Annotated in this window: 21 protein-coding genes and 2 tRNA genes; 11 read left to right on the top strand and 12 right to left on the bottom strand. The window is 38.9% G+C overall.

Annotation, left to right across the window (positions count from 1 at the left end):
* Window positions 1–31 precede the first annotated feature (31 nt).
* The 3 genes from QUE72_RS02285 to QUE72_RS02275 form a co-directional block, all read right to left on the bottom strand.
* The gene (locus QUE72_RS02285; RefSeq protein WP_286271260.1) at window positions 32–949 is read right to left on the bottom strand and encodes a mechanosensitive ion channel family protein; all 918 of its coding nucleotides are present in this window, start codon (window positions 947–949) and stop codon (window positions 32–34) included.
* Window positions 950–1,499: 550 nt separating this feature from the next.
* Window positions 1,500–2,684, bottom strand: coding sequence for an alpha/beta hydrolase (locus QUE72_RS02280; RefSeq protein WP_286271258.1), 1,185 nt, complete (start codon window positions 2,682–2,684; stop codon window positions 1,500–1,502).
* A 320-nt stretch (window positions 2,685–3,004) separates the two neighbouring features.
* A tRNA-Leu gene (locus tag QUE72_RS02275) sits at window positions 3,005–3,089 on the bottom strand.
* Between the two features lie 250 nt (window positions 3,090–3,339).
* Between QUE72_RS02275 and QUE72_RS02270 the strand changes: the two genes are divergently transcribed.
* A complete protein-coding gene (locus QUE72_RS02270; RefSeq protein ID WP_074498770.1) occupies window positions 3,340–3,603 on the top strand; it encodes a ribbon-helix-helix protein, CopG family in 264 nt (87 codons plus the stop codon).
* Entirely contained in the window at window positions 3,588–3,878 is a 291-nt protein-coding gene (locus QUE72_RS02265; protein ID WP_286271255.1) for a type II toxin-antitoxin system RelE/ParE family toxin, read from the top strand. Before QUE72_RS02270 ends, QUE72_RS02265 begins: the two co-directional genes overlap by 16 nt.
* A gap of 204 nt (window positions 3,879–4,082) precedes the next feature.
* On the opposite strand, the gene QUE72_RS02260 is transcribed toward QUE72_RS02265, so the two are convergent.
* Both QUE72_RS02260 and QUE72_RS02255 read right to left on the bottom strand, forming a co-directional pair.
* Window positions 4,083–4,167: transfer RNA gene (locus QUE72_RS02260), tRNA-Leu, on the bottom strand.
* 364 nt (window positions 4,168–4,531) lie between these two features.
* On the bottom strand, window positions 4,532–5,197 hold the full coding sequence (locus tag QUE72_RS02255; protein ID WP_286271252.1) for a TetR/AcrR family transcriptional regulator: 666 nt from the start codon (window positions 5,195–5,197) through the stop codon (window positions 4,532–4,534).
* Between the two features lie 98 nt (window positions 5,198–5,295).
* Between QUE72_RS02255 and QUE72_RS02250 the strand changes: the two genes are divergently transcribed.
* From QUE72_RS02250 to QUE72_RS02240, 3 genes are all read left to right on the top strand, one after another.
* The gene (locus QUE72_RS02250) at window positions 5,296–6,396 is read left to right on the top strand and encodes an efflux RND transporter periplasmic adaptor subunit (protein WP_286271250.1); all 1,101 of its coding nucleotides are present in this window, start codon (window positions 5,296–5,298) and stop codon (window positions 6,394–6,396) included.
* Window positions 6,397–6,407: 11 nt separating this feature from the next.
* Window positions 6,408–9,488, top strand: coding sequence for an efflux RND transporter permease subunit (locus QUE72_RS02245; RefSeq protein WP_286271248.1), 3,081 nt, complete (start codon window positions 6,408–6,410; stop codon window positions 9,486–9,488).
* A 68-nt stretch (window positions 9,489–9,556) separates the two neighbouring features.
* Window positions 9,557–10,060 carry an RDD family protein gene (locus QUE72_RS02240; protein WP_286271246.1) on the top strand — a complete coding sequence of 168 codons (504 nt, stop codon included), beginning with the start codon at window positions 9,557–9,559 and terminating at the stop codon, window positions 10,058–10,060.
* Window positions 10,061–10,087: 27 nt separating this feature from the next.
* On the opposite strand, the gene lptG is transcribed toward QUE72_RS02240, so the two are convergent.
* On the bottom strand, window positions 10,088–11,155 hold the full coding sequence (gene lptG, locus QUE72_RS02235; RefSeq protein WP_074498775.1) for an LPS export ABC transporter permease LptG: 1,068 nt from the start codon (window positions 11,153–11,155) through the stop codon (window positions 10,088–10,090).
* Window positions 11,152–12,288, bottom strand: a complete 1,137-nt coding sequence (gene lptF / locus QUE72_RS02230) for an LPS export ABC transporter permease LptF (RefSeq protein WP_286271244.1) — start codon at window positions 12,286–12,288, stop codon at window positions 11,152–11,154. The genes lptG and lptF overlap by 4 nt, the downstream gene beginning before the upstream one ends.
* Before the next feature lie 240 nt (window positions 12,289–12,528).
* Between lptF and pepA the strand changes: the two genes are divergently transcribed.
* The 5 genes from pepA (at window position 12,529) to QUE72_RS02205 (ending at window position 19,042) form a co-directional block, all read left to right on the top strand.
* The gene (pepA, locus tag QUE72_RS02225) at window positions 12,529–14,037 is read left to right on the top strand and encodes a leucyl aminopeptidase (RefSeq protein WP_074498777.1); all 1,509 of its coding nucleotides are present in this window, start codon (window positions 12,529–12,531) and stop codon (window positions 14,035–14,037) included.
* A gap of 6 nt (window positions 14,038–14,043) precedes the next feature.
* Window positions 14,044–14,499, top strand: coding sequence for a DNA polymerase III subunit chi (locus tag QUE72_RS02220; protein WP_286271243.1), 456 nt, complete (start codon window positions 14,044–14,046; stop codon window positions 14,497–14,499).
* Between the two features lie 29 nt (window positions 14,500–14,528).
* Window positions 14,529–17,384: a valine--tRNA ligase gene (locus QUE72_RS02215; RefSeq protein ID WP_286271241.1), complete on the top strand. Its 2,856-nt coding sequence runs from the start codon at window positions 14,529–14,531 to the stop codon at window positions 17,382–17,384.
* Window positions 17,385–17,717: 333 nt separating this feature from the next.
* Window positions 17,718–17,927 (top strand): cold-shock protein, encoded by a 210-nt coding sequence (locus tag QUE72_RS02210; protein ID WP_074498780.1) that lies wholly within the window; start codon window positions 17,718–17,720, stop codon window positions 17,925–17,927.
* 458 nt (window positions 17,928–18,385) lie between these two features.
* Window positions 18,386–19,042, top strand: coding sequence for a hypothetical protein (locus tag QUE72_RS02205; RefSeq protein WP_286271235.1), 657 nt, complete (start codon window positions 18,386–18,388; stop codon window positions 19,040–19,042).
* 129 nt (window positions 19,043–19,171) lie between these two features.
* Here the strand turns inward: QUE72_RS02205 and hemH are convergent, their stop codons facing one another.
* Genes hemH through QUE72_RS02180 form a run of 5 tightly spaced genes read right to left on the bottom strand, consistent with a single transcriptional unit; the run spans window position 19,172 to window position 24,466 of the window.
* The gene (gene hemH, locus QUE72_RS02200; protein ID WP_286271232.1) at window positions 19,172–20,191 is read right to left on the bottom strand and encodes a ferrochelatase; all 1,020 of its coding nucleotides are present in this window, start codon (window positions 20,189–20,191) and stop codon (window positions 19,172–19,174) included.
* Window positions 20,192–20,223: 32 nt separating this feature from the next.
* Window positions 20,224–21,471: a c-type cytochrome biogenesis protein CcmI gene (gene ccmI / locus QUE72_RS02195; protein WP_074498783.1), complete on the bottom strand. Its 1,248-nt coding sequence runs from the start codon at window positions 21,469–21,471 to the stop codon at window positions 20,224–20,226.
* Window positions 21,472–21,475: 4 nt separating this feature from the next.
* Window positions 21,476–21,946 carry a cytochrome c-type biogenesis protein gene (locus tag QUE72_RS02190; protein WP_074498784.1) on the bottom strand — a complete coding sequence of 157 codons (471 nt, stop codon included), beginning with the start codon at window positions 21,944–21,946 and terminating at the stop codon, window positions 21,476–21,478.
* Window positions 21,943–22,491 carry a DsbE family thiol:disulfide interchange protein gene (locus QUE72_RS02185; RefSeq protein ID WP_074498785.1) on the bottom strand — a complete coding sequence of 183 codons (549 nt, stop codon included), beginning with the start codon at window positions 22,489–22,491 and terminating at the stop codon, window positions 21,943–21,945. The genes QUE72_RS02190 and QUE72_RS02185 overlap by 4 nt, the downstream gene beginning before the upstream one ends.
* Window positions 22,484–24,466 (bottom strand): heme lyase CcmF/NrfE family subunit, encoded by a 1,983-nt coding sequence (locus QUE72_RS02180; RefSeq protein ID WP_286271230.1) that lies wholly within the window; start codon window positions 24,464–24,466, stop codon window positions 22,484–22,486. Before QUE72_RS02180 ends, QUE72_RS02185 begins: the two co-directional genes overlap by 8 nt.
* 273 nt (window positions 24,467–24,739) lie before the next feature.
* Here QUE72_RS02180 and ccmA point away from each other — a divergent pair, with 273 nt between their 5' ends.
* Window positions 24,740–25,381 carry a cytochrome c biogenesis heme-transporting ATPase CcmA gene (gene ccmA / locus QUE72_RS02175; protein WP_286271229.1) on the top strand — a complete coding sequence of 214 codons (642 nt, stop codon included), beginning with the start codon at window positions 24,740–24,742 and terminating at the stop codon, window positions 25,379–25,381.
* Window positions 25,382–25,385 lie beyond the last annotated feature (4 nt).

Raw genomic sequence — 25,385 nt, 5'->3', positions numbered from 1 at the left:
ATTGTTCTTCAAAGCTATCTTCAGCAGTAACTCATGATGCTTTCTCGGTATTTTCAGCCTTTTTTGAACTCATCATTGCACTTAATTTTTCACCCCCTTTTATACCAAAATCTAAAGTTCTGATTGGGAATGGTATCGAAATGTCAGCTTCTGCTAAGGCACGTTTAATATTTGCAACGCCTTCGTGACGAGCTTGCATAAAGCCTTTTTGCCCAGGGTAGTTAATCCAAAACCATACCAGTAATTTTACACTGCTATCATCAAATCCTTCTGCGTATACAGCCGTTTCTTGTTTGTTAATAACAAAATCACATTGGTTAATGTTCTCTACAATCACCTCTGATGCTTTTTCAATGTCATCGGCATAAGAAATACCAACTGGTATTTCAATACACCTTACGCCATTATAAGAATAATTGGTTAAGATATTTCTAAACAGAATTTTATTAGGAACAAGCTCTAACTGACCAAAAAAGGTTTCCACTAAAGTATTACGCAGATTTATTGCTTTTACGGTGCCAAAGACATCGTCTGCTTCTATCACATCACCCACTTGAAAAGGTTTACGAATACCCATTGCAACGCCAGCAATAAGGTTTTCCGTCATATCCTGAAACGCAAAACCAATAGCCAAACCGATAATACCCGCACCAGCAAGTAATGAAGCAACCGCCTTAGACAACCCCATAATATCTAAGGCAAAGAAAAAACCAATGGCAATAAATATTATTCGACTAATCCCAGCAATTAGTCCTGTTATTTGGTGTGACTGGAACACTCTATTTAATAAATTTTTTATCCAACGAGAAAATACCTTAGATAATAAGAAAAACAGTAAAAAAACCACAAAGGCAATAACAACATTCGGTAAATTTTTAACCGTCAACTCTACCCAAGCGGTTAATTTTTCATTGATTAACGACCTGAACTTTTCAAGTGTAAGTGACATAACTACTCCAAATATACTTTTAGCCAATAGGAGCAGAATGCATGCCAGTGGTAAATATAACGCAAGAACAGGCTATACAAGAAAGTAAGCAGTTAACGTGGCAAATTTATCGGTAATAACAACAGAACACCGTGAAAAAAGTACATAGAGGTTCAAAAATCATACAATTGTAGGAATACCTCAGGGAGTAAAGAAACACTCATAAACACCTCTAGTTAAAGTTCAATGTAACTCGTTTAGTGTCTAGCAAAGTATGGGAAGTCCAATTAGCTTTTGAGACACTAACGGCAACCAGAACCTAAAGCGGTCGTTAATCTTTTGTAATAACTAGGGTACTAATTGCTAAATTTTATGATCGTTCAATCTCTATATTGTCGCTGGCACTTAATTTCTAGACGGCAATTTGGAGAGGAATAGTGATCAAAGAAAATATTTTGCATGTAAATTGTTTGTCGATCTAAGAGTCTCCTATAACTGCAAGAAGATTTTTATCAGTTACCCGAAGCGGAATCTAGCTAAGTTGCAGCAGTTCCGCATTATATTCGTTTTTTTAATCTTTCTGTTTTAAATTAAACTCTACTAATTTTTTTGACAAATTTGAATATTTATCATCTTCATGTGATACAAGGGTTAACGCTTTTTCGAGTAATAATATTGCATTTTCTAACTCACCTTCTTCTTGATAAAAATCCGCCAAGTTTTCTAGTGCATTTACGGAATTAGGATAAAGTTCAGCTTCTAATTTAAAGAAATTTAAAGCGTTTTTCCTATTATTAAACATGCTAATATTTGCAACCGCTGCCCAGTACATTTCTCCTTCCTTGGGAATAAGCTCAAATCCGTACTGTTTAGTAAGTTGCGAGTAATGCGCGTTATATTCTTCTATACCTAATGCAAATCTACTGTGTGTATAAAAAAAATCTTTGAATAAGTCTCTGAGTGCTCTTCGCAAGCCTGTAAACTGAGTCAAGTGATGAGGATCTTCTTCAAAAGATTCAAATTTATAGCGAAATGGTAACCTGTAATCACTGTCTAATACGTTATTTATTGCGTTGAAATCTCCTACCATTGTTTTACCTGTAGTCGTAATAATGTCTGTCCCTTCGCTCCCCATATTGGCGTACAAATACTTTTGCTTGATTGCGCCATTTTTAATGTATTTTTGAACCAATTGCGTGACTAATGAATTTGCCTGATCGAGAGATGGACTAAAAGCAAAGTGTGCTTGAAATAACTCAGGTTTAGCTTGAAAAGTATACAAACTGAATAGTCCTCCCAATGAGTGCCCTTGCAATATTCTAAAGCCTACCGTTCTATAGTTCGTATCAATATACGGAATTAATTCATGCTCAAGAAAGTGAATAAAGTTGTCAGCACCACCGCCTCTATTTTCTTTGTCTGGGACAGGTGTATAATCTCTAAATCTATTTTTACCGTCTCTTTCGATGCCAACAACAATAAAATTTGGAATAATACCACTACCTGACAATGCTGAAATTTCCGCATTAATATGTTCGTCAGAACGCCCCCCATCAAGAAAATATAAAACAGGAAATTTTAAATGTGACGCTTGACTTTCATAGTAGTTTTTGGGGAGCCTAATCGAAATGTTTTTTATGCTTTGAAGCTTTTTAGATTCAACTCTTGCTTGAATATCTAAATTACTCTGAGCTAACACCGATTTGCTAATAATCAAGCTCAGTAAAATAAATATCCACAATTGAATTTTTTTCATAACTTCCCTTTATTACAATAACTTATTTATGTATACGAAGTTTCGTACATTAAACGAAACTGGTCATAAAAACAACAAAACAATGCAGGTGAATATAAAACTTTCAGCAATAAGAATCATTTTTTATAAAATTTAGACCGTTGCTTATAGTACAGACAAGTCATATCAAAACTATTTAGTAAACTTCCTCTTTATCGGTTCACTTATCGCTAAGTAAGCCAAGATTAACGTCCGTTTTCGTATCCTTGCCGACCTTTGAATCATTACGATTTTCTCCCAATAAAAAAGCCCCATCCGATTAAGGACAGGGCTTTCAATAATGGTACCGGTGGTCGGACTCGAACCGACACTTCTTTCGAAAAGGGATTTTGAATCCGTCGTGTACACCAATTTCACCACACCGGCAAAGGCTTTTAGCTAACTTTTCAGTTTGCAAAGCAATCAATTGAGGCGAGAACTATCCTGACACAGGGGGGATATGGTATTTTTGGATTGATTCCTCTAATAGTTTTTTCTTGTAGCTTTTGAACTTTGGGTACGTTATGAGTTTGAATGGGAGGTGAATAATCAGCAAGAATGCGATAAGTAAATTGACAAATTCACCAAATTGTTAAACACTGTTTAACATGGTTAAACAAAGTGTAAAGGTCAAACTATGTTAGGCGTTAGATTAGATGATGACTTAGAAAGTAGGTTGTCTGCATTGGCAGAACGTACCCATCGTTCAAAAAGTCATCATGCCAAAGAAGCATTAGCCCGTTATATCGAGCAAGAAGAAGCGAAAGAGTTAGCTGATAAAGAATCATTAGAAAGATGGGAAGCTTATAAAGAAAATGGTGAGTCTGTTAGTAATCAATCAGTAATGAATTGGTTAGAGGGTTGGGGTACTGAGCAGGAAAAATCATGTCCCGAGAAGTAGTTTGGTTACCTGATGCCGTAACAGATTTAATGCGGTTGAGAAAGTTCATTCAAGAGAAAAACCCAAACGCAGCTAAAAGAGCAGCAAGCAAGATAAAAGAAGGTGCATTAACTTTAATGAGTAACCCTGAATCAGGACGCCCTGTTGAAGGCTTAAGCTCATTTCGAGAAATACTCATTCCTTTTGGCACAGGAAATTATGTTTTACGTTATAGGGAGGAGAACATTACTATCGCTGTTGTAAGGGTGTGGCACAGCAAAGAAGAACGTACTTAAGGTTACATTGATGTAGGTGAGTAGCGATGCGTTTGGCAATGCATTCGGTACAAGGTAATCGTATCGATAAATGTCCGCTTTAGAGCGGTTTCTCAATCGTAAACCTGAATATCCCCACGGTCTGCAAATCGCTCATAGCGGACTTAGAGTCTTCAAATCCTATAAAAAAAGCCCCATCCGATTAAGGACAAGGCTTCTATATAATGGTACCGGTGGGCGGACTCGAACCGCCACGCATTGCTGCAACGGATTTTGAATCCGTCGTGTATACCAATTTCACCACACCGGCAAAGGCTTGTAGCTAACTTTTCAGTTTGCAAAGAAATCAATTCTTGTATCTAAAATCGAACTCTTTATAAACTAAACCAACCTTAAAACTAGGTCAGTAATTTTTGTAATCTCGTAAAAACTTTGCAAATCTTTGCAAGACACAAAACTAAGTTTATCACTTAACTAACAATGGGTTAGCTGTAGACGTTTTCAATTTTGAATCCGTCGTGTCTACCTATTTCAACTCCGGCGACACAGTGACTTAACAATTTCTTGTTGAAGTGGCTGGCATTATACGAGATTACTTGATGTTGGCAACCGCTTTTTCATTTGATAGGTATTATTTGTTGTTAATTTGTACAACACTTTAATTATCGTACAGATTAAACTTTATAAGCGCGTAAAAATACTGGTACTGCTTGACGAACGTGCGCTGATATTTCAGCTTTCGTTGGCGGGTTATTTGGTAATAATAACGCTTGAACATGTAAGCGAGATTTGATCATTTCAATTAATAAATGCGCAGCAAACTCGCTATCGTCTATTAATAATACACCTTGCTTATTCAAGTAAGCTAAATAATCACTAATCGGTCGGCAACCTGTAAGTGGTCCATAATGAAAAATGAGTTCGCCCAGTTGTGGTAGGGTTGGCACAATATTAATCACTAAACGGAAAAGTTTAATCACGGTTTCAGACAAAAAGCCATCCATAAATCGACAACATACCTTGGTCAACGCCTCTTCTGGCGGTAAGTCATAATCAATATCAACTAATAATGATACTTGTGCGGCGATATGCTCTTTGATCACCGCAATCAATAGCCCTTCTTTATTACCAAATTCACTATAAATATTACGCCTTGAACCGCCAGCCTCACTAATGATCATTTCAAGTGATGTATTGTCATAACCATGTTCCAGAAACAATTGCTGTGCTGCATCTAAAATTTTTTTTCCGCGTTCAGATAACGTTTTTTGCGATAATATTAACTCTGCTTGCATACCCACTAAATATTTCTTATTGACTTTGGTACTAGATAGTACCACACTATCTGGTACTTAGTAGTACCATTTCATATCTATATGTATTCTTTTATGAATGTAGGCTACGCTTTATTGATTAATTGTTTATATGGACGTCTGCAATGCGTAATATTTTTTATGTTTTTTTTCTTTTCTCTCTGATCGCTTGTTCAGATAATTCACCTAAAAAAGATCCAATGATTAGGCCCATCGCTTGGCAGAAAGTCACGCTATCTCCTATGGAACAAGTGCGTACCCTATCAGGTATTATCGCCCCTGTTGAAACGGCGACATTGAGCTTTGAAGTAGCAGGTAAGGTAGAAGATGTACCGGTCAATTTAGGGGACACGGTACAAAAAGGTCAACGACTTGCGCAATTAAATCAACGCAGTTTTAATCTCAGTGTGCAATCAGCACATGCTAACCTTCAGCAAGTAAAAGCAAGCTTTTCAGAAGCAGAAAGCACCTACAATCGATTTAAAAAATTGATCAAACAACAATTAGTCTCACAATCAGATTTTGATAATGCCAAGGCAGCTTTCAATTCTACTAAAAGTGCAGTAGCGGTTGCTCAAGCACAAGTGGATATTGCCAATAAAAACCAACAGGACAGCATATTGCTAGCCCCCTACGACGGTGTTATTACCAAGCGATTAATTGAGCCTTCCCAGCAAATATCTCAAGGACAACCTATTTTTGAAATTGAAGGTGAACATGGTTTAGAAGTACATGTGATGGTACCTGAAACATTGATAAGAGAATTATCAAAAAACACAGCATTGAATGTCACTTTTCCCGTGCTAAATCAAGTCGTGATGAAAGGACACATCACTGAAATTGGTACCAGAGCACAGTCAGCTAATGCTTTTCCGTTAACGGTTGTGTTAAATGACAACCATGATGCATTAAGAGCTGGCATGACAGCAGAAGTCTCTTTCACTTATAAGAATAGTGAGCAATCAGGGTATTCAGGGCCTGCAATTCGAATACCTGCTACAGCAATTGGCGCAGATTTAGAACAAAAATCCTATGTATTTGTTTACAACACAACCTCAAAAACACTGAATAAGCGTTATGTACATGCAGAGAATGTGATTAATAACGAGATCATTTTATCAGAAGGCTTAAAAGACGGTGAAATTATCGCTACGGCCGGCATTGCCTTTTTACGAGATGGTCAACAAGTGACGCTTTTAGATCAACAAACCCAACGTTTTAATTAAGGGTTTTATCAATGAATATTACTGCAACGGCTTTTAAATATCGTAAGACTGTTTTTTTAATTGCAGCGCTAATGCTGATAAATGGCATATTTGCTTATTTTACTTTGCCAGCACAAGAAGACCCCAGCATTACCATTCGTGAAGCAATTGTAACCACTAAGTTTCCAGGTATGGCGCCTGACCGTGTAGAAAAATTGATCACGAAAAAACTTGAGGAAGAAATTCGTAAAATTCCTGAAGTTAAAGAAATAAAATCGTCTTCATCCACGGGTTTATCTACAATCCATGTAAAGATTTACGACCGCTTTTTTAATTTAGATGATATTTGGCAAGATTTACGCAATAAAGTCACCGCTGCACAAAGTAAGTTACCTGAAGGTACAATAACACCCTATGTGAATGACCAATTTGGTGATGTATCGGTAGTTACCCTAGCACTCACTGCTGACGGTTTCACCATGGCTGAAATGTACGATATATCTCAACATATACGTGACACCTTATATAGTGTTGAAGGTACTAAAAAAATTGATATTTTGGGGTATCAAGCAGAGCGCATATACCTCGAAACTTCTAACGCGAAATTATCACAATTGGGTATTTCTCCTCAAGCCCTGATGAATGAATTGAGAAATCAAAATATTGTGCGCTCTGGTGGCGAAGTGGATACAGGTGCAAAAAGCTATATTATTGAACCAACGGGTAATTTTAACACCCTTGATGATATTGCGAATACCTTTATTTCTATACCTAACACGGAAGACTTTATTGCGCTAAAAGATATAGTAAGCATAAAACGAGGGTATATTGATCCGCCGGATAAACAGGCATATTTTAACGGTAAACCGGCCATATTTTTTGCCACTGCGATGTTATCGGGTTATAACATTTTAGAGTACTCACCACGCTTAATTGCACAAATTGAAGAAATTCAAGCCACTTTACCTATTGGTTATCAATTAAATATAGCCACACACCAGGCAGAACAAGTTGATAAAACAGTAAAAGGGGTGTCGTTTAGCGTATTACAAACATTGGCTATTGTTTTAGTCGTTGTTGTCCTGTTTTTAGGCGTAAGAACAGGGCTCATTGTCGGTACTATTGTGCCGTGCGTGATGCTAGTTACCTTAACCTTTATGCAGTTTAGCGGTATTAAACTTGAACGCATGAGTTTAGCTACATTGATTATTTCACTTGGGCTATTAGTGGATAACGGCATTGTATTAGCAGAAGACTTTAAGCGACGTTTGGAAGATAATACTTCACGTTATAATGCCATGGTTCAAGGCTGCAAAGAGCTTGCCTTGCCTTTATTAAGTTCATCTGCCACTACTATCTTGTTCTTTTTGCCGTTAATGTTAGCCGAACATGTAGCGGGAGAATATACCCGATCAATCTCCTTGGTAATTTTAATTTCGTTATTAGCCAGCTGGGTTTTAGCGCTCACAATTACCCCTATTTTAAGCTATTACTTTATCAAGGTGTCAGACAAAGAAGGCAGCCCTGCAAAAACTAACGATAGCCAGTTAGGAAAATATTACCAGTCTTACCAACGTCTATTGTTATGGATTTTATCTCATAAAGCCTTGTTTTTATCTGGTATGGTGGTGTTATTTTTTGCAGCGGTATTTTCAATGCAATTTGCCGCAAAACAGTTTTTCCCGGATTCCGATCGCACACAAATATTGATTAATATCGACTTACCCAATGGTACTTCATCACGGGAAACTGATCGTCAAATGCAACAACTGTTTACTTGGTTTAACGAAAACAAAAAGCAATTTGACTACATTGAAAGCTATTCTGGCTATGTTGGCTTTAGTGGTCCTAGGTTTGTTTTATCACTCAACCCTGAAGACCCTGCAGAGAATAAAGGTTTTATCGTATTAAACGTAAAACCAGATACAAATATAACAGCAGTGACAGAAGATTTAGATCCACTCATTGAATCAACATTTCCTAATGTCTCGGCACGGGTGAAAAAAATGTTTTTGGGTCCGTCAGATTCCGCCATTTTAAAAATCCAAGTAAAAGGCCCTGATAAGAATGTGCTTTACAAAAAAGCACAAGATATTATGACCTTATTACACGATACCCCCAATACTATTAATGTTCGACATAACTGGGAAAACTTGATCACCAAAATTGCAGTAAACGTTGATCAACACCGTGCTAAAAGAGCAGGATTAACGTCAAGTGATATTGCGCAAGCATTAGAGAGCTATTTTTCTGGTGCTCATATCACCAACTTCCGCGAAGGTGACGATATTATCCCTATTATTTTTCGCGCTCAAGAAGGTGAACGAAAAAACATTGATAAGTTACGTACGCTTAATGTTTACTCACATACTACCGGCAACACGATACCGTTATTTCAAGTAGCTGACTTTGAACCAGTAAATCAATTTTCCATGATCCATCATGAAGATATGTTTCGCACTATCAGCATCGAAGCGCGCAATACAAAGATGGCCGCGGAAGACCTGAAATTACGCATCGATGACAAGCTTGAAGCGCTCAAAAAAGATTTACCTGTCAATCATCGTATTGAATATGACGGCGTGATCAAAGAATCAGCTGCCGCGCAAAAATCATTAAGTGCCAATATGCCGATTGTATTAGGCGTGATCATCATTTTATTAGTCGCACAATTTAACTCCTACCGTAAGCCGTTAATCATTTGTTTAACTATTCCGTTATCTTTTGTCGGCGCAGTAATGGGACTGTTTATCATGCAAGCACCGTTTGGATTTATGGTGACATTAGGCTTGTATAGTTTGGCCGGTATTATTATTAATAATGCCATTGTACTCATTGACCGAATAAATATTGAACAAGCACAAGGTAAAAGTGAGTTTCAAGCAATTGTCGATGCTTGTTTGATGCGCCTACGTCCAATCGCCATGACAACTATTACCACCATAATGGGGTTAATGCCGCTAATTATTAGTAAAGACCCGCTATTTTATGGTTTAGCGAATGTTATCGCCTTTGGCTTAGGCATCGGTACTATTTTAACCTTAGGAGTTGTGCCTGCACTCTATGCCGCTTTATATAAAATTAAGCCGAGTGAAGAAAAAGGCACATGTTAGCGCCGATAATCTATTAAGTCGTAAGAAAGAGTCTGCTACACTGACGCGTCATTTAAAAACAGAGTAACATGATGTCTTCAGTAGATTTTACCGCTTTTCCACGTGCTGGTTTTATGCGCCGTTTGGGCGCATGGATTTATGACGCACTATTAGCGATTGCCGTTTATATGGTGGCCGGCGCAATAGGCTTTGGCTTATTTCAACTTGGCGCAACACTCGGGTTGGTCAACATGAACGATCATCAACACTTAATTGATGTGCAGCAGTCATCATACTTTTATAGCGCACTCATATATGGCTGGAACATTTTCTGGGTTATTTATTTCTTTTTGTTTTTCTGGGCAAGAAGCGGTCAAACCCTAGGAATGAAAGCCTGGCGTTTAAGGCTACAACATTTAGACGGGCAATTAATCAATAAGAAACTAGGATTAATAAGAATTATCTACAGCCTATTTGGGTTAGGCAATATTTGGCTTTTTATCGAATGGAAACACAAGTTAAGTTTACAAGATAAATTAACGAATACAGAAATTGTCGTGTTATCGCTGGCAGCGAATAAGGCGAAAATTTAATTTTATATTAAAGCGGGAGTATGGTTATTAACCCGCTTTCTTTCGAATAAAATATAAAGCAATGGCAGTAAAAATCACACTAGGCATTGCTGCACCAAATAGCGCTGGTAGTTGATACACCAAGCTCACCGAACCTAATACTTCATTCGTAATAAAAAACAAAATACCCGTAGCAATACCCATCATAATTCTTGCCCCCATTGACACTGAACGCAATGGACCAAAAATAAAAGATAGTGCGACCAATAACATCACCGCAACCGTTACAGGCTGTATCAACTTTCGCCAAAAGGCAAGCTGATAACGGCTTGAGTCTTGGTCATTTTCCGCAAGGTAATCTAAATAATCTAATAACCCTCTGACCGATAATGATTCTGGCTTAACCGTTACCACACCGAGTTTATCTGGCGTTAACGTAGATTGCCAAGCCATGGTAGGTAACGATTTTGTGGTAATTTCTTTATCTTGAATATAGGTATCTACCACATCACTTAATAGCCACGCATCTTTTTGGTATACAGCAGAACTCGCCGCCAGCCAGCTTGATAACTTTAAATCACGATCAAAACGGTAAATTTGTATTCCCTTTAATGAGCCTGTGTCTTGCACTTCCATGATATGAACAAAATAATCTCCGTCTTTTGCCCAAGTGCCACCTTTAGCAGAGATCAAGCTACCTCCAGAAATGGCTTGCGCTTTTACTTGTCTTGCGGCTGCTTCGCCAGCAGGCGCTAACCACTCACCCACTGCCATGCTCAATATAATAAGAATTGAAGCAGACTTCATCACTGATTTAATAATATCTAAGCGCGATAAACCCGACGCTTGCATTACCACCAGTTCAGAATTACTGGCGAGCATACCGATACCAATTAACCCGCCGATTAATGCAGCCATTGGAAAAAACAATTCGACATCACGTGGCACAGCGTATAATACATAAAGCGCCGCATGTGATAAGTCATAACTGCCCTTGCCTACCGATCTCATTTGTTCTACAAATTTAATAATGCCGCTAAGGCTAACAAACACCGCAAGTGTGAGTAAGGTAGTGGAAGCAATAATTCTAGCAATATATAAATCTAAAATTTTCATGTTTTAGCCTCTTTTTTCTTGGCATAAAACGGTAAAACAGAGCGTAACCTCAACCCCGTACTTCGGCTTTTTGCTAATAGACTAAAGCCAACAAATAACGCAGATAAATGTACGGGCCATAAACCAAACTGCAACGGAATTGAGCCTTTTTCTAAACCACTTCGCATTGCCGTTAACAGCAATAGATAGCTCAAGAACAGCAAGATAGCTGGGAACATTTTGGCAAACTTCCCTTGTCGCGGGTTTACCACACTTAACGGTACGGCAACAAAGGTTAAAATAATACATGCTAAAGGGAACGCTATTCGCCAATGAATTTCAGCGCGATATTCGCTCGATGTTTCATTGAACAATTGTTGTGTGGGAATAGCACTTAATTTTCTACGTTTATGTTCAATTTTTTGATCTTCAATTTGAATGTAATATTTACCAAACGCAACTTGTCTGAATTCTTGGTTCTTTGGATCATTTTGATAACGCGTGCCATCAGATAGGATCAAACGTTGCGAGCCTGACGATTCTTCTATTACCTCACCTTGTTTTGCATACACTAAACTTGAGTTGATAATTTCACTCTGTCCTGATTTCTCATTTGGTAACTGTGCCACAAACACTTTTTCTAAGGTATTACTCACTCTATCTTTCCCGTGAATAAACACCACAGCTTTTTTATTACCTGTGGTTTGAAAACGTCCAGCCACTAATGCACTTAGTCCAGAATCAGCAGCAAGCTTTTCTTTGACTTGATACTCATATTCAGAAGCAAGCGGTGATAAATATAAAGTGAACAAGCCTGTAAATATCGCAGTGATCACAGCCAGAATAAGCGTAACCCTGACTACATACCACTCGCTTATGCCCGTCGCATGTAAAATGGTCATTTCGTTATCGGCATAAATGCGCCCATAAGCAAGCAAAATCCCTAAAAAGAAACTTAAAGGTAATATCGTGCCTGCCAAGTCGGGCGCTTTTAAACCAATAAACACCATCACTAACTGGCCAGGAATACCACCTTCAGAGGCGTCATCAAGTACTCTGACAAATTTATGGCTGATAAAAATGGTCATTAACACCACAAATACTGCGAGTTGGGTTTTAACCACTTCTTTTAATAAATAACGAAAAACGATCACAAAGAGATCCTACAAAAACTTAGTTTTTTTCTGACATAATGACAATTTTTAAGTAAACTTGTCATTTTCATAACTAAAATAATTCAAAAGCCTTTAGGTAATGCTTCTGGATAAGGCTATAATTATAGCCTTTAGCGAAAAATAAATCACAGTAAGCTTATCTATTAATGGTAGATTTAAGCAAGTTAAACTGAATTTTTTTTAAAAAACGTTCAGATTTACCTCAAACTAGGAGAGCCCATGGAATTTAGCGTAAAAAGCGGCAGCCCAGAAAAACAACGCAGTGCTTGTATCGTAGTCGGCGTTTTTGAACCAAGACGTTTATCTGCTGTTGCCGAACAACTGGACGAAATCAGCGAAGGCTACATTAGTAATTTGTTACGTCGAGGTGACTTAGAAGGTAAATCAGGTCAAATGTTGTTATTACATCATGTACCTAATATTTTAAGTGAACGAGTATTACTGGTTGGTTGCGGAAAAGAACGCGAGCTTGACGAAAGGCAATATCGTCAAATTATCAGTAAAACCATAAACAACTTGAACGAAACAGGCTCAATGGAAGCAGTATGCTTCTTAACAGAGCTTCATGTGAAAGGCCGTGATAATTATTGGAAAGTAAGACAAGCCGTAGAAGCAACACAAGATTGCTTGTACAGTTTTGATAGCTTGAAAACACGTAAAGAAGAACCACGTAGACCACTTCGAAAAATCGTTTTTAATGTTCCAACAAGACGCGAGTTACCTTTAGGTGAGCGTGCAGTAGCGCATGGTTTAGCGGTCGCAGAAGGCATTAATACCTGTAAGAATGTGGCGAATATGCCGCCAAATATTTGTAATCCTGCGTACCTTGCTGAGCAAGCTAAAATTTTAGCGAATGAATACGACAACGTCTCAACTGACGTGGTTGATGAAGCACAAATGGAAGCACTTGGTATGGGCTCATACCTTGCTGTAGGGCGCGGCTCTGCCAATGAATCCATGATGAGTATTATTCATTATCAAGGTGGTGACAAAGACAGCAAGCCCATTGTACTTGTTGGCAAAGGGCTAACCTTCGATAGTGGTGGTATTTCAATAAAGCCAGGCGAAGCCATGGATGAAATGAAGTACGACATGGGTGGAGCAGCAGGCGTATTGGGTGCGATGCATACCTTAGCCGAACTTAACTTACCTATCAATGTTATTGGGGTACTTGCTGGCTGTGAAAATATGCCAAGCAGTAATGCTTACCGCCCTGGCGACATATTAACCACCATGTCTGGTCAAACCGTTGAAGTGTTAAATACTGATGCTGAAGGCCGTTTAGTATTATGTGATGCACTTACCTATGTTGAACGCTTTGACCCTGATTGCGTGATTGATGTTGCTACATTAACCGGTGCTTGTGTTGTCGCTTTAGGTAAACATGCCAGTGGGTTGTTAAGTACACATAATCCTCTAGCACATGAATTACTCAATGCGTCAGATCAAAGTGGTGACCGTGCTTGGCGTTTACCCTTATGGGAAGAATATCAAGAACAACTAGAAAGCCCATTTGCTGACTTCACCAACTTAGGTGGGCGTGCAGCAGGTACCATTACCGCAGCATGTTTCTTGTCGCGATTTACTAAGAAATATCACTGGGCACATTTAGATATTGCCGGCACAGCTTGGCGTAGTGGTGGTAAAGATAAAGGCTCAACGGGCCGTCCTGTTAGCATGTTATCGCAATTTTTATTAAATAAATCTGGTGTAGAACAAGGTGAATAAGCGCACATGATGAATACACATGTCATGTTTTACCTGTTAGAAGAGCAGGATAAACACAACATACCGTTAGATAATTTACATGCATGCTTTCAAGCAGCAAATTTTTATCGACAAAATCAGCGTGTATTCATTTATACAGACTCGCAAGAACAAGCTCATCACATTGATGAGCTTTTGTGGTCTTTTGATCCAAATAGCTTTGTTCCTCATAACTTACTTGGTGAAGGACAAAAAAATGGTTCAGCCGTAGAAATTAGTTGGCAAGCACCGACAAACAGACGACAAGTATTAATTAATTTAACGAGTACAGTGCCAAACTTTGCTCAACAATATTCAAACATTATCGATTTTGTACCCAACGACGAAAAATTGAAAGAGCTTGCTAGAGCGCGCTTTAAACAATACCGTCAACTTGGGTTTCAGGTAGACAACCAAGCGGCTGCACCTGTGAAAACAAAGTAACATTAAATTAACGCGTAAGTATTAATCCAATGGAAAAAACATTTAACCCTGCTGAAATCGAAAGCAAACTTTATCAATCTTGGGAAGAACAAGGCTATTTCGCCCCCACCGACAACGGTGAAGGGTACTGTATTGCTATTCCACCACCCAACGTAACGGGTAGCCTTCATATGGGGCACGCCTTTCAACAAACCATTATGGACACCTTAATACGCTATCAACGTATGCAAGGTAAAAGTACCTTATGGCAGACAGGTACTGACCACGCAGGTATTGCTACACAAATGGTAGTAGAGCGAAAAATAGGGGCAGAAGAAGGTAAGAATCGACATGATTATGGTCGAGACGCTTTTATCGATAAAATTTGGCAATGGAAAGCACAATCTGGTGGCACCATTGGCAAACAAATGAAACGCCTTGGTAATTCAATTGATTGGTCGCGAGAACGCTTCACCATGGATGATGGTTTAAGTGACGCAGTACAAGAAGTATTCGTGCGCCTTTATCAAGACAATTTAATTTATCGCGGAAAACGGTTAGTTAACTGGGATCCAAAATTACACACAGCCATATCTGATCTTGAAGTTGAAAACAAAGACAAAAAAGGCCATATGTGGCAACTACGTTACCCACTGGCTAATGGCGCCAAAACCGCTGATGGCAAAGACTATTTAGTGGTAGCAACAACGCGCCCTGAAACCATGCTAGGTGATACAGGCGTTGCAGTAAACCCAGAAGATCCACGTTATAAAGCATTAATTGGTCAACATATTAAATTACCGCTTGTTGATCGTTTAATACCTATCGTTGGTGACGAACATGCTGACATGGAAAAAGGCACAGGTTGTGTAAAAATTACGCCTGCGCACGACTTTAATGATAATGAAGTGGGTAAACGTTGTAATTTAGCCATGATTAACATCTTTAATAAAGATGCGGCTATTTTGGCTAATGCAGAAGTATACAATACCAATGGCGAACCGAGCGAAGATTTTGACGCATCATTGCCTAGCGATTTAGTTGGATTAGATAGATTTGACGCACGTAAGGCTATTATCGCTAAATTTGAACAGTTAGGCTTACTTGATAGCGTTAAAGATCATGATTTAGTTGCTCCATACGGTGATCGTTCTGGCGTTATTATCGAGCCATTACTGACTGACCAATGGTATGTAAGAACAGAAGCTCTTGCAAAACCTGCGATTGAAGCCGTAGAAAATGGTGACATTCAATTTGTACCAAAGCAATATGAAAATATGTATTTTGCTTGGATGCGCGACATTCAAGACTGGTGTATCTCACGCCAACTCTGGTGGGGGCATCGTATTCCTGCTTGGTATGACAATTCAGGCAATGTATATGTAGGTCGTTGTGAACAAGAAGTCAGAGATAAACATCAACTTGCTGAAGACGTTATATTAAAGCAAGACGACGACGTACTAGATACATGGTTTTCTTCCGCACTTTGGACTTTCTCAACATTAGGTTGGCCTAATGAAGAAGAAATGATGAAGAAGTTTCATTCGACTGATGTATTAGTCACAGGTTTTGACATTATTTTCTTCTGGGTTGCTAGAATGATCATGATGACCATGCATTTCATCAAAGATGAAAATGGCAAGCCTCAAGTCCCTTTTAAACAAGTTTACGTAACAGGGCTTATTCGCGATGAAAATGGCGATAAAATGTCAAAATCAAAAGGCAACGTTATTGATCCACTCGACATGATTGATGGCATTTCTTTAGATGCGTTACTGACCAAGCGTACCGGCAACATGATGCAGCCTCAGCTTGCAGATAAAATAGGAAAAGCAACCAAAAAAGCCTTTCCTGATGGTATAGAAGCCCATGGTACCGATGCGCTTCGCTTTACCTTATCAGCACTTGCTTCTACTGGACGTGACATTAACTGGGATATGAAACGCTTAGACGGTTATCGTAACTTCTGTAATAAACTTTGGAATGCTAGCCGCTATGTATTAATGAACACCGAAGAACACGATTGTGGCAAGTCAGGCGGTGACATTACCCTTTCATTAGCAGACCGTTGGGTACAAGCTGAACTTCAAAAGACGGTAAAAACCGTACATGAAGCCTTTAAAACCTTCCGTTTTGATTTAGCTTCACAAGCATTATATGAATTTACCTGGAATCAATTCTGTGATTGGTATTTAGAGCTTACAAAACCAATATTATTTAAAGGTGATGAAGCTCAACAACGCGGCACACGCAAAACATTAGTTGAAACCCTTGAAACGCTATTACGTGTCATGCATCCATTAATGCCATTTATTACAGAAACTATATGGCAGCGTGTGGTGCCACTAACCAACTTTAATGCTCAAGGTGATAGCATTATGGTGCAAGCATATCCTCAGTATGATGATTCGCTTGTCGACCAAGCAACCGTTGATGATTTAGAGTGGGTAAAACAATTTATTGTTGCGATACGCAATATTAGAGGTGAAATGGATATTGCACCAAGCAAACCATTACCTGTGTACTTGAAAAATACTTCCGCAGACGATCAGCGCCGCGTAGATGAAAACAACAACTTCATTAGCGCGCTAGCCAAACTAGAAAGCATTGAAATTTTATCTGCTGATGACGATGGTCCAATTTCGGCCACATCAGTCATTGGTGAAATGTCTGTGTTAATTCCAATGGCAGGATTAATTGATAAAGAAGCAGAGTTAGCGCGACTTAGTAAAGCGATTGAAAAGTTAGCGAAAGACGCACAAAAAATCAGCGGAAAGCTTAACAATGAAAATTTTGTTGCTAAAGCACCTGCGGCCGTTATCGATAAAGAAAAAACTAAATTAGCAGAAACTGAATCTGCATTAGCGAAACTTAACGACCAAAAAGCGCAAATTGCTGCAATGTAGCGCTATTTAGCCGACGTTTACTGTAAATAACAAAAGCCTGTTTTATGCAGGCTTCTGTTTGTAAAAAAAAGTTCAATTATTCTTCACTATAATTCAAGCTATTAATAATTTTGTGTGCTACAATTCTTTTGCGTTGAGTTTTTGCGTTTGAAGAGAGGGACTAAATAGCCTCATTTATGAGTTCTATTTAAACCTAAACGCACCTGTGTTATGGAAACCTTTCTCTGTCTGTACTTTTGGGTAGAGAGCATTTACTCCGTACATGGCTACATCTGCATGTATGTCTGAATAGCCTAAATTGTTAAACCTTATATTATAGAGAGAAATGTTGGTATGTCTGACTCAGTAACTGGCAAAGTAAAATTTTTTAATGAATCAAAAGGCTTCGGCTTTATCGAGCAAGAAGGCGGCCCTGATGTGTTCGTTCACTTCAGTGCAATCACAGGTGACGGTTTCCGTACACTAACTGACGGTCAATCAGTATCATTTACTGTTGAGCAAGGTAAAAAAGGTCCTGAAGCGAAAAACGTTACAGCACTTTAATTAAAAAAGATTACTGTAAAACGGAGCGATAGTGCTCCGTTTTTTATTGCCTAAATTTCTGTGTCGCTTATTAACTCTTTTACCTTTTTGATAAGTAAATAATCAATCTCTGCACCTGTACATTTCCTACTGGCTTTTAGCACTTCGTTAAATGGTCAAGTAAGTTACATATCAACTGATTCTCATCACCAAACGAGTTAGTGATATTTTCAAAAAGCAAACTCATTTCACAAAATCTGGGAAGTCCAGTCACCTGAAACAACACTACTTACTAAATAAATTCACTTGTATTTTTACAGTAAAAGCGCACTCATGCCCCCCATTTTAAATGTTACCCTAAAAAAGGTTAATTATATGTTGTAAATACCTTGTATCACCTTTTTAAGGTTGCTGACGTTGGCTATTTTTCTACACTAACCTGCGGAGTCAACACAACTTAAGTAAAAGGAATTACACATATGAAACCATTAAGCTATTGTATAGCGCTTATTTTTACGCTGTTTTGCAGTAAATGTGCTGCAAGTTTATTGCAGATTAATGAAATACACTATGACAACGCTGGAAGTGATAAAAATGAATTTGTAGAACTTATTGGCAATGCAGGGACAGATTTATCGCAATGGTCATTGCTGTTCTATAACGGCGGCAACGGTAAGGTATATAAAAACCAGCCCCTTACCGGCACCTTAGCAAATAACAGTAATGGCTATGGTTTTGCCACTTTTTATTTTTCAGGGATTCAAAATGGATCGCCAGATGGTATCGCTTTAGTCAATAATCAGCATGACTTTGTATCAGACTTTATAAGTTATGAAGGGCGTTTTGTTGCAACAAATGGCGCTGCAAAAGGCCTTGTTTCTACCGATATATTGGTTACTCAACCCCCTTCTACAGCAAAAGGCATGACGCTGCAGCGCACAGGTAGTTTACAACAGGTTCAATGGCAATTAGCCACTAGTTCCCCAAATGCTATCAACCAACAGCAGCTATTAACGACCATGCCGGTGACAGTATCGTTACCTACTACCCCGATACTATTTTCGTTAAGTTTATTATTGCTATTCGCGATCAGCTATAAAAAATCTGTTGATCAACATTATCATTTTTGCGCTTAATGAGTACTAATGAGCATAAATAATTAGTGATATATTTTTGTGTATTGATGTAAATGAATTAGCATTGCAATAGTCATGTTACTGCTTAGGGAGAGGGAGTAACCGCTGCTATTGCAATGCGTTTTTTTACTACAGATATTGCTCAATAATATCCGAAATAAGGGTGACATGATCTTCGTTGTCATTTAAAGCAGGAATATAATGATACTGCTCACCTCCTGCTTCAATAAAAATCTCTCGATTTTCTTCTTCTAATTCTTCTAGTGTTTCTAAACAATCAACACTAAAGGCAGGACTAATGATAGCAACATGCTTGCAGCCTTGTTTAGCGAGTTCTTCAAGCGTTTGATCAGTATAAGGCTTTAACCATTCAGCTTTTCCGAATCGCGATTGAAAGGTCGTGATAAAATCATCCTCAAGCAATCCTAGTTGTGCCGCTACTAACTGCGTCGTTTGATGGCAGAAACAATAATAGGGGTCGCCACTATCAAGAAAATGTTTAGGCATGCCGTGATAAGACAGTAACAGTTTATCTGGCTTACCGTGAGTATCAATATGTGCCTGAATACTATTTGCTAACGCGTTAATATACAAAGGATGATTATGGTAGCCATTAATAAAATGTATACTTGGTATCCAACGCCATTTACTGATAGTTTGAGTGACCGCATCATACGTTGATGCCGTTGTAGGACCGCCATATTGTGGGTATAACGGTAAAATTATAAACTTATCGATACCCAGTTTTTGAAAGCGAGTAAGCGCTTCTGAAATAGCCGGAGACCCATAACGCATTGCGATATCTAGCACAACTTCACTCTGTTGCTCTAACATTAACTTTTTCGCGACCTTATCGCGGATCCTTCGCATAAATACCAATAGCGGTGAACCTTCATCTGTCCAAATAGACTGATATAACTTAGCTGATTTTTTCGGCCTTATACGCAAAATAATGCCGTGAAGAATAATCCACCATACTAACTTGGGTATTTCTACAACGCGCGGATCTGATAGAAATTCACGTAAATAACGTTTTAAGGCTACTAGCTCTGGTGCATCAGGTGTACCTAAGTTAGTTAACAGCACCCCAACTTTGGCCGTACGTTTATGGACTGATTTATCTTGCCCTATATACCTTGATTTTAACATCTATCGTTCACAACCTTTTCGTTAACCAGCATCTACTCTACTACGGTATTAATATTTAATGAGATCATTTTGTTTGTAGCAAGTTCGACATTTAAGGCTTCGGCTTTAAAGTCACCCGGTTTTATACCCGCACTGCCTGACTCTGAAATAATAGCAAACACATTAACTGCTTTAGCATCACTTAGTTTCGCTTGCGGAGTCATGGCGTTGGCATCTGATAAGGTCACTGCTGTTGGTAAATCACTTGCACGTAACTTAATAGCAGCTAATGGCATTCTTGAGCCCTCAGCAGGAATGGCATAAATAAATACCACCTTGTCTTGACCTTGTTCTAGTTGCTTTCTAATCTCATCGGATAACGATACCTTAACACTTAAAGATACTTGCGAATTAACATCAACAGATGCTTGTTCTCCTGTTAGCGCCAAGCGGCTTTTCGCTTCAGTAAGTGCTTGTTGTAAAGCTTGGACATTAACACTTGGGCGATTATCAGACACGACCAATTGCCAATGTTGTACCGCTGTTTGATAATCTTGATTAACAAAGGCATGCATACCTAACAAAATATTTGTTGATGGATCTCTGGCATCAAGCGCCAATGCTTTGTCGATGTAAGATTGAACCTCAGGTGTGATTTTCTGCTCATTCTGATAAAAGCTTGCTTGCGCTTTCGCTCCATATAAATCAGCATGCTCTCCGTCTATTTCAATAACACGGTCGAAAGCTGCTAATGCCGCTGAAAAGTCACCCGCCCCCACAAGTGCCTGCCCTAAACTATACCAAGCATCACTATTATTTGGCTCTTGTTCAGTTTGTTGTTTTAATTTTTGCAGCTGTACCAACGCTTGCTGTTCAGCATCAAGTGATTGATGACTTTGCTGCTGTCGAGGCATTGTCGTTAACTCTTCAAAAGCCCCTGTTTGTTGGTAAAGAAGTGCGCTAAACGCTAGCATAAACACAGTCATCGTAACCGGCCAAAACATCGTGATCGGTTTAGCTTCCGTCACTTGTTTCTGCTCATTGGCATTTTCTTCTATATCTTGTAATAAACTTTGATCAAGCTCGGATATCAGATAATCATAACTGCTTTGATCTAAACGTCCTTGGGAAAAATCACGCTCTATCTCAGATTTGTGTTCTTTATACAAACGAATATTAGTTTCATCGCGAAAGCTATTATCCACCTTATTACGATAGTTACGTTGACGAAGAAAATGCCCCCAAACAATTATTAACAACAATAAAATAAAGGCAATCAGTGTAAAAAGTAGTGCTACCATAGGATTATTTATCTTTTAAAATTTGATCTAATTGTGATTTTTGCTGTGATGACAGTTTTGCAGAACGGTCAATCGTTGGTTTTTTACGGACAATCAGCACCAGTACCACGATACCTATCAGTAACAGCACTAAAGGTCCAAACCAAAGCACATATGTCAGCGGTGACACTTTCGGGCGGTATAATACGAATTCGCCATATCGCGCCACCATAAAATCAACAATTTCTTTATCGGCCTTGCCTTCTTGCAACAATTGAAACACTTCACGGCGCAGATCTTTTGCAATAGGTGCATTTGAATCGGCAAGGTTCTGATTTTGACATTTAGGACAACGAAGTTCCTTGATTAACGCTTTATAGCGTATTTCAGTCACTGGGTTATCAAACACGTAAGTATCGGTTGCTAATGCTTTATCAGGAAATGCGCTTAAGATCATACCCAACAATAAAATAACAATGATCGTGAACATCTTCATGGAGTTACTCCTTGCTCTTGTTCTAGTTTTTCAATCATTGGAATGAATTTTTGTTGCCATATTTTACCGTCTATCGGCCCAACATGCTTCATTCGTACGATCCCATTAGCATCAATAACAAACGTTTCAGGTGCCGCGGTAACACCCAGTTCAATGCCAAACTTTCCCATGGGGTCAAAAATTGACAAAACATAAGGGTCTTCATAATCTTTGAGCCATTTAGTCGCATCTTCACGTACATCTTTATAGTTAAGACCATATAAAGAAACACGTTTACTTTTCGCGATATCTACCAAGTACGGGTGTTCATATTTACAATACACACACCATGTTCCCCATACATTCAGTAAAACGATATCTCCTTTGAGATCTTTTTCCGTTAGTGTGACTTCTGGTTTCAACAATTGTGTTAATGAAAACGTTGGTATGGGCTTACCTATCAATGCCGAGGGTAACTCCTGAGGATTCAACGATAAACCACGATACAAAACAACACCTAAAGCAATAAACAGTACTAGAGGAATAAAACGGATTATTTTATTCATTATTTCCTCCCTCGATAACGGTTTGGTTTGTGTTTACATTCGCAGACTTTTTACGGCGGTAACGTTTATCTAACATCGCCAGAAAACCACCTATCCCCATAAAAATAGCCCCTAACCAAATCCAACGAACAAATGGTTTATAATGAATCCGCACTGCCCAAGCATTGTCAGGTAAAGGATCCCCTAGTGCTACATATACATCCCTAAAAAGTCCTGGATCTATGCCAGCTTCGGTCATACCCATTGTTTGAACAAGATAGGTTCTGCGTTCAGGTTTCAATAAGGCAACGAATTCGCCATTTTTAGTGACTTCTAATTGCCCTTGCTCAGCAGTATAATTTGGCCCTTTCACGGGAATAACACCATTTAAGGTAACATCGTACCCAGAAACATGTACCGATTCGCCATAGTGCATTTTTACACTCACTTCTTTTTCATAAATGGACACCAAGGTAACACCCACAATGGTAACCGCGATGCCCATATGCGCAGCCGTCATTCCCCATTGACTCAATGAAATACGTGAAAATTGATAACCTGACTTACCTTGTTTAGCTTGGTTTCTTAAATCTTTTATCACCACGAGTGAAACCCAGAAAGCGAGGGTCATTCCAAAGCTTGCTAATAAGTTAATCTCGCCGGCATATACCAATGGAAATAATATGCCTAATACGATACTTGCAATCGAAGGTTTAGTAATTTGCTTTCGCAACTCCCCTTTTTTCGCTTTTTTCCAGCGAATCAGCGGCCCTATACCCATCGCAAGAAATAACACACTCATAATTGGTACAAACACCGCATTAAAATAAGGGGGACCAACAGATATTTTTCCAAGACCTGCTGCATCAATCATTAATGGATACAACGTACCAAGTAATACCGTTATCGAGGCAACCACTAGGATAATATTACACAATAATAATGCCGTTTCGCGTGAGTAAAATGAGAAACGACTAAAGCTAGAAACATTGGATGCTCTAAAGGCGAACAAGATCAACGAACCACCAACAGCAATCGCTAATAGTAGTAAAATAAACATGCCACGCGTTGGATCAGAGGCAAAAGAATGTACTGATGTGATTACACCAGAACGGACTAAAAATGTACCTAATAAGCTTAAACTAAAAGCAAATATAGCAAGTAGCACGGTCCAGTTCCTAAACGCGCCGCGCTTTTCAGTTACCGCTAATGAATGCAATAATGCCGTACCCACAAGCCACGGCATAAACGAGGCGTTTTCAACGGGATCCCAGAACCACCAACCACCCCAGCCTAATTCGTAGTATGCCCACCAACTGCCTAATGCAATACCCAGAGTAAGGAATATCCATGCTGCGGTTACCCAAGGACGGGCCCATCTAGCCCAGGCAGCGTCTAGCTTTCCACACATTAATGCCGCTATTGCAAAAGCAAAGGCAACTGCAAAACCTACATACCCTAAATACAACATGGGCGGATGAATAATTAAGCCTACATCTTGCAGTAATGGGTTTAGATCACGCCCCTCTAACGGAACAATCGGCCATAAGCGTTCAAAGGGGTTCGATGTTAAAATGGTAAACAACATAAACCCTACTGACACCATACCTAATATAGCAAGTACTCGCGCGATAAATCCTTCATCAATACCTTTGCTAAATTTAGCGACCGCCATTGTCCATGCCGTTAACGAAAAAACCCACAGTAATAAGGAGCCTTCATGACCTCCCCACACTGCACTGATTTTAAAATAATAAGGTAATAACGAATTAGAATGACCAGCAATATATTTAACAGAGAAGTCATCAATAACGAATAAATACGCTAGTATGATGAGACTAAGCCCGGTAAACACAAACATCCCTAAGGTAAGGGGCTTTGCATAACCAACAAGGATAGGTTGTCGTGTAAAAACACCAATAAGTGGAACGATACTTAAACAGATGGCAAACGCCAATCCTAATATTAAGGCAAAGTGCCCCAATTCAGGGATCATAAAACTTCTCCGATAGCGCTTATAAGGCAGACTAACACACTGTCACCATCAAAAATTGGCTGATGAAGTAAAATGCGTAGGCCAAAAATTGCTGCAATTCTACCACCGTTTCGCTAAAAAAAGCAGTAATCTTGCGTTAAGTTGCATATATTTTGCGAACGAAAGCAATGGTATAATAAATTACTTACTTGGTGTAGGATCTAGATCAAACTAACGTGTGTGATTTAGATTACACTAGCAACAATTTCAATAACGTAACAAACGAACCATTTCATGAGTCACTGTGACGATACCCTTTTAGAAACGCGAAACTTAACCTGTATAAGAGAAGATAGAGTGCTTTTTGAAGCGCTTAACTTTACAGTAAAGCGCGGTGATATTATACAAGTAGAAGGGCCAAATGGCGCAGGAAAAACAAGCTTATTGCGTATTTTAGCAGGCTTATCCTCTCCTTATGAGGGGCAAGTCTATTTTGCAGGGAAACCTATTCGAACTTGTGAAGAATATTTTCACCAAAATATGCTTTACCTTGGCCACCAGGTTGGCGTTAAAGATGAATTAACCGCCGAAGAAAATTTAGCTTTCTCCTTAGCATTGCATGGATTACCTATTCAAAAAGCCGAAGAGACGCTCTCAGAAGTTAATTTATTAGGCTTTGAAGATGCTCTTGCTTCCCATTTAAGTGCTGGTCAACACCGAAGAATAGCGTTAGCACAATTATGGCAAACCCCAGCGAAACTATGGATTTTAGATGAACCATTTACCGCAATTGACAAAAAAGGGGTATTAAAGCTAGAACAGCTTATAAAAGAACACGCTAACAATGGTGGGGCTGTTATTTTGACCACGCATCAAGACTTACAAATGCCCATTAGTTGCTATCAAAAGCTTACGCTTGAATATAGGTTTTTCTAGGTTA

The organism is Thalassotalea hakodatensis (assembly GCF_030295995.1).
GTDB classification, from domain to species: Bacteria; Pseudomonadota; Gammaproteobacteria; order Enterobacterales; family Alteromonadaceae; genus Thalassotalea_C; species Thalassotalea_C hakodatensis.
This window is presented reverse-complemented; position numbering and strand designations above follow the sequence as displayed.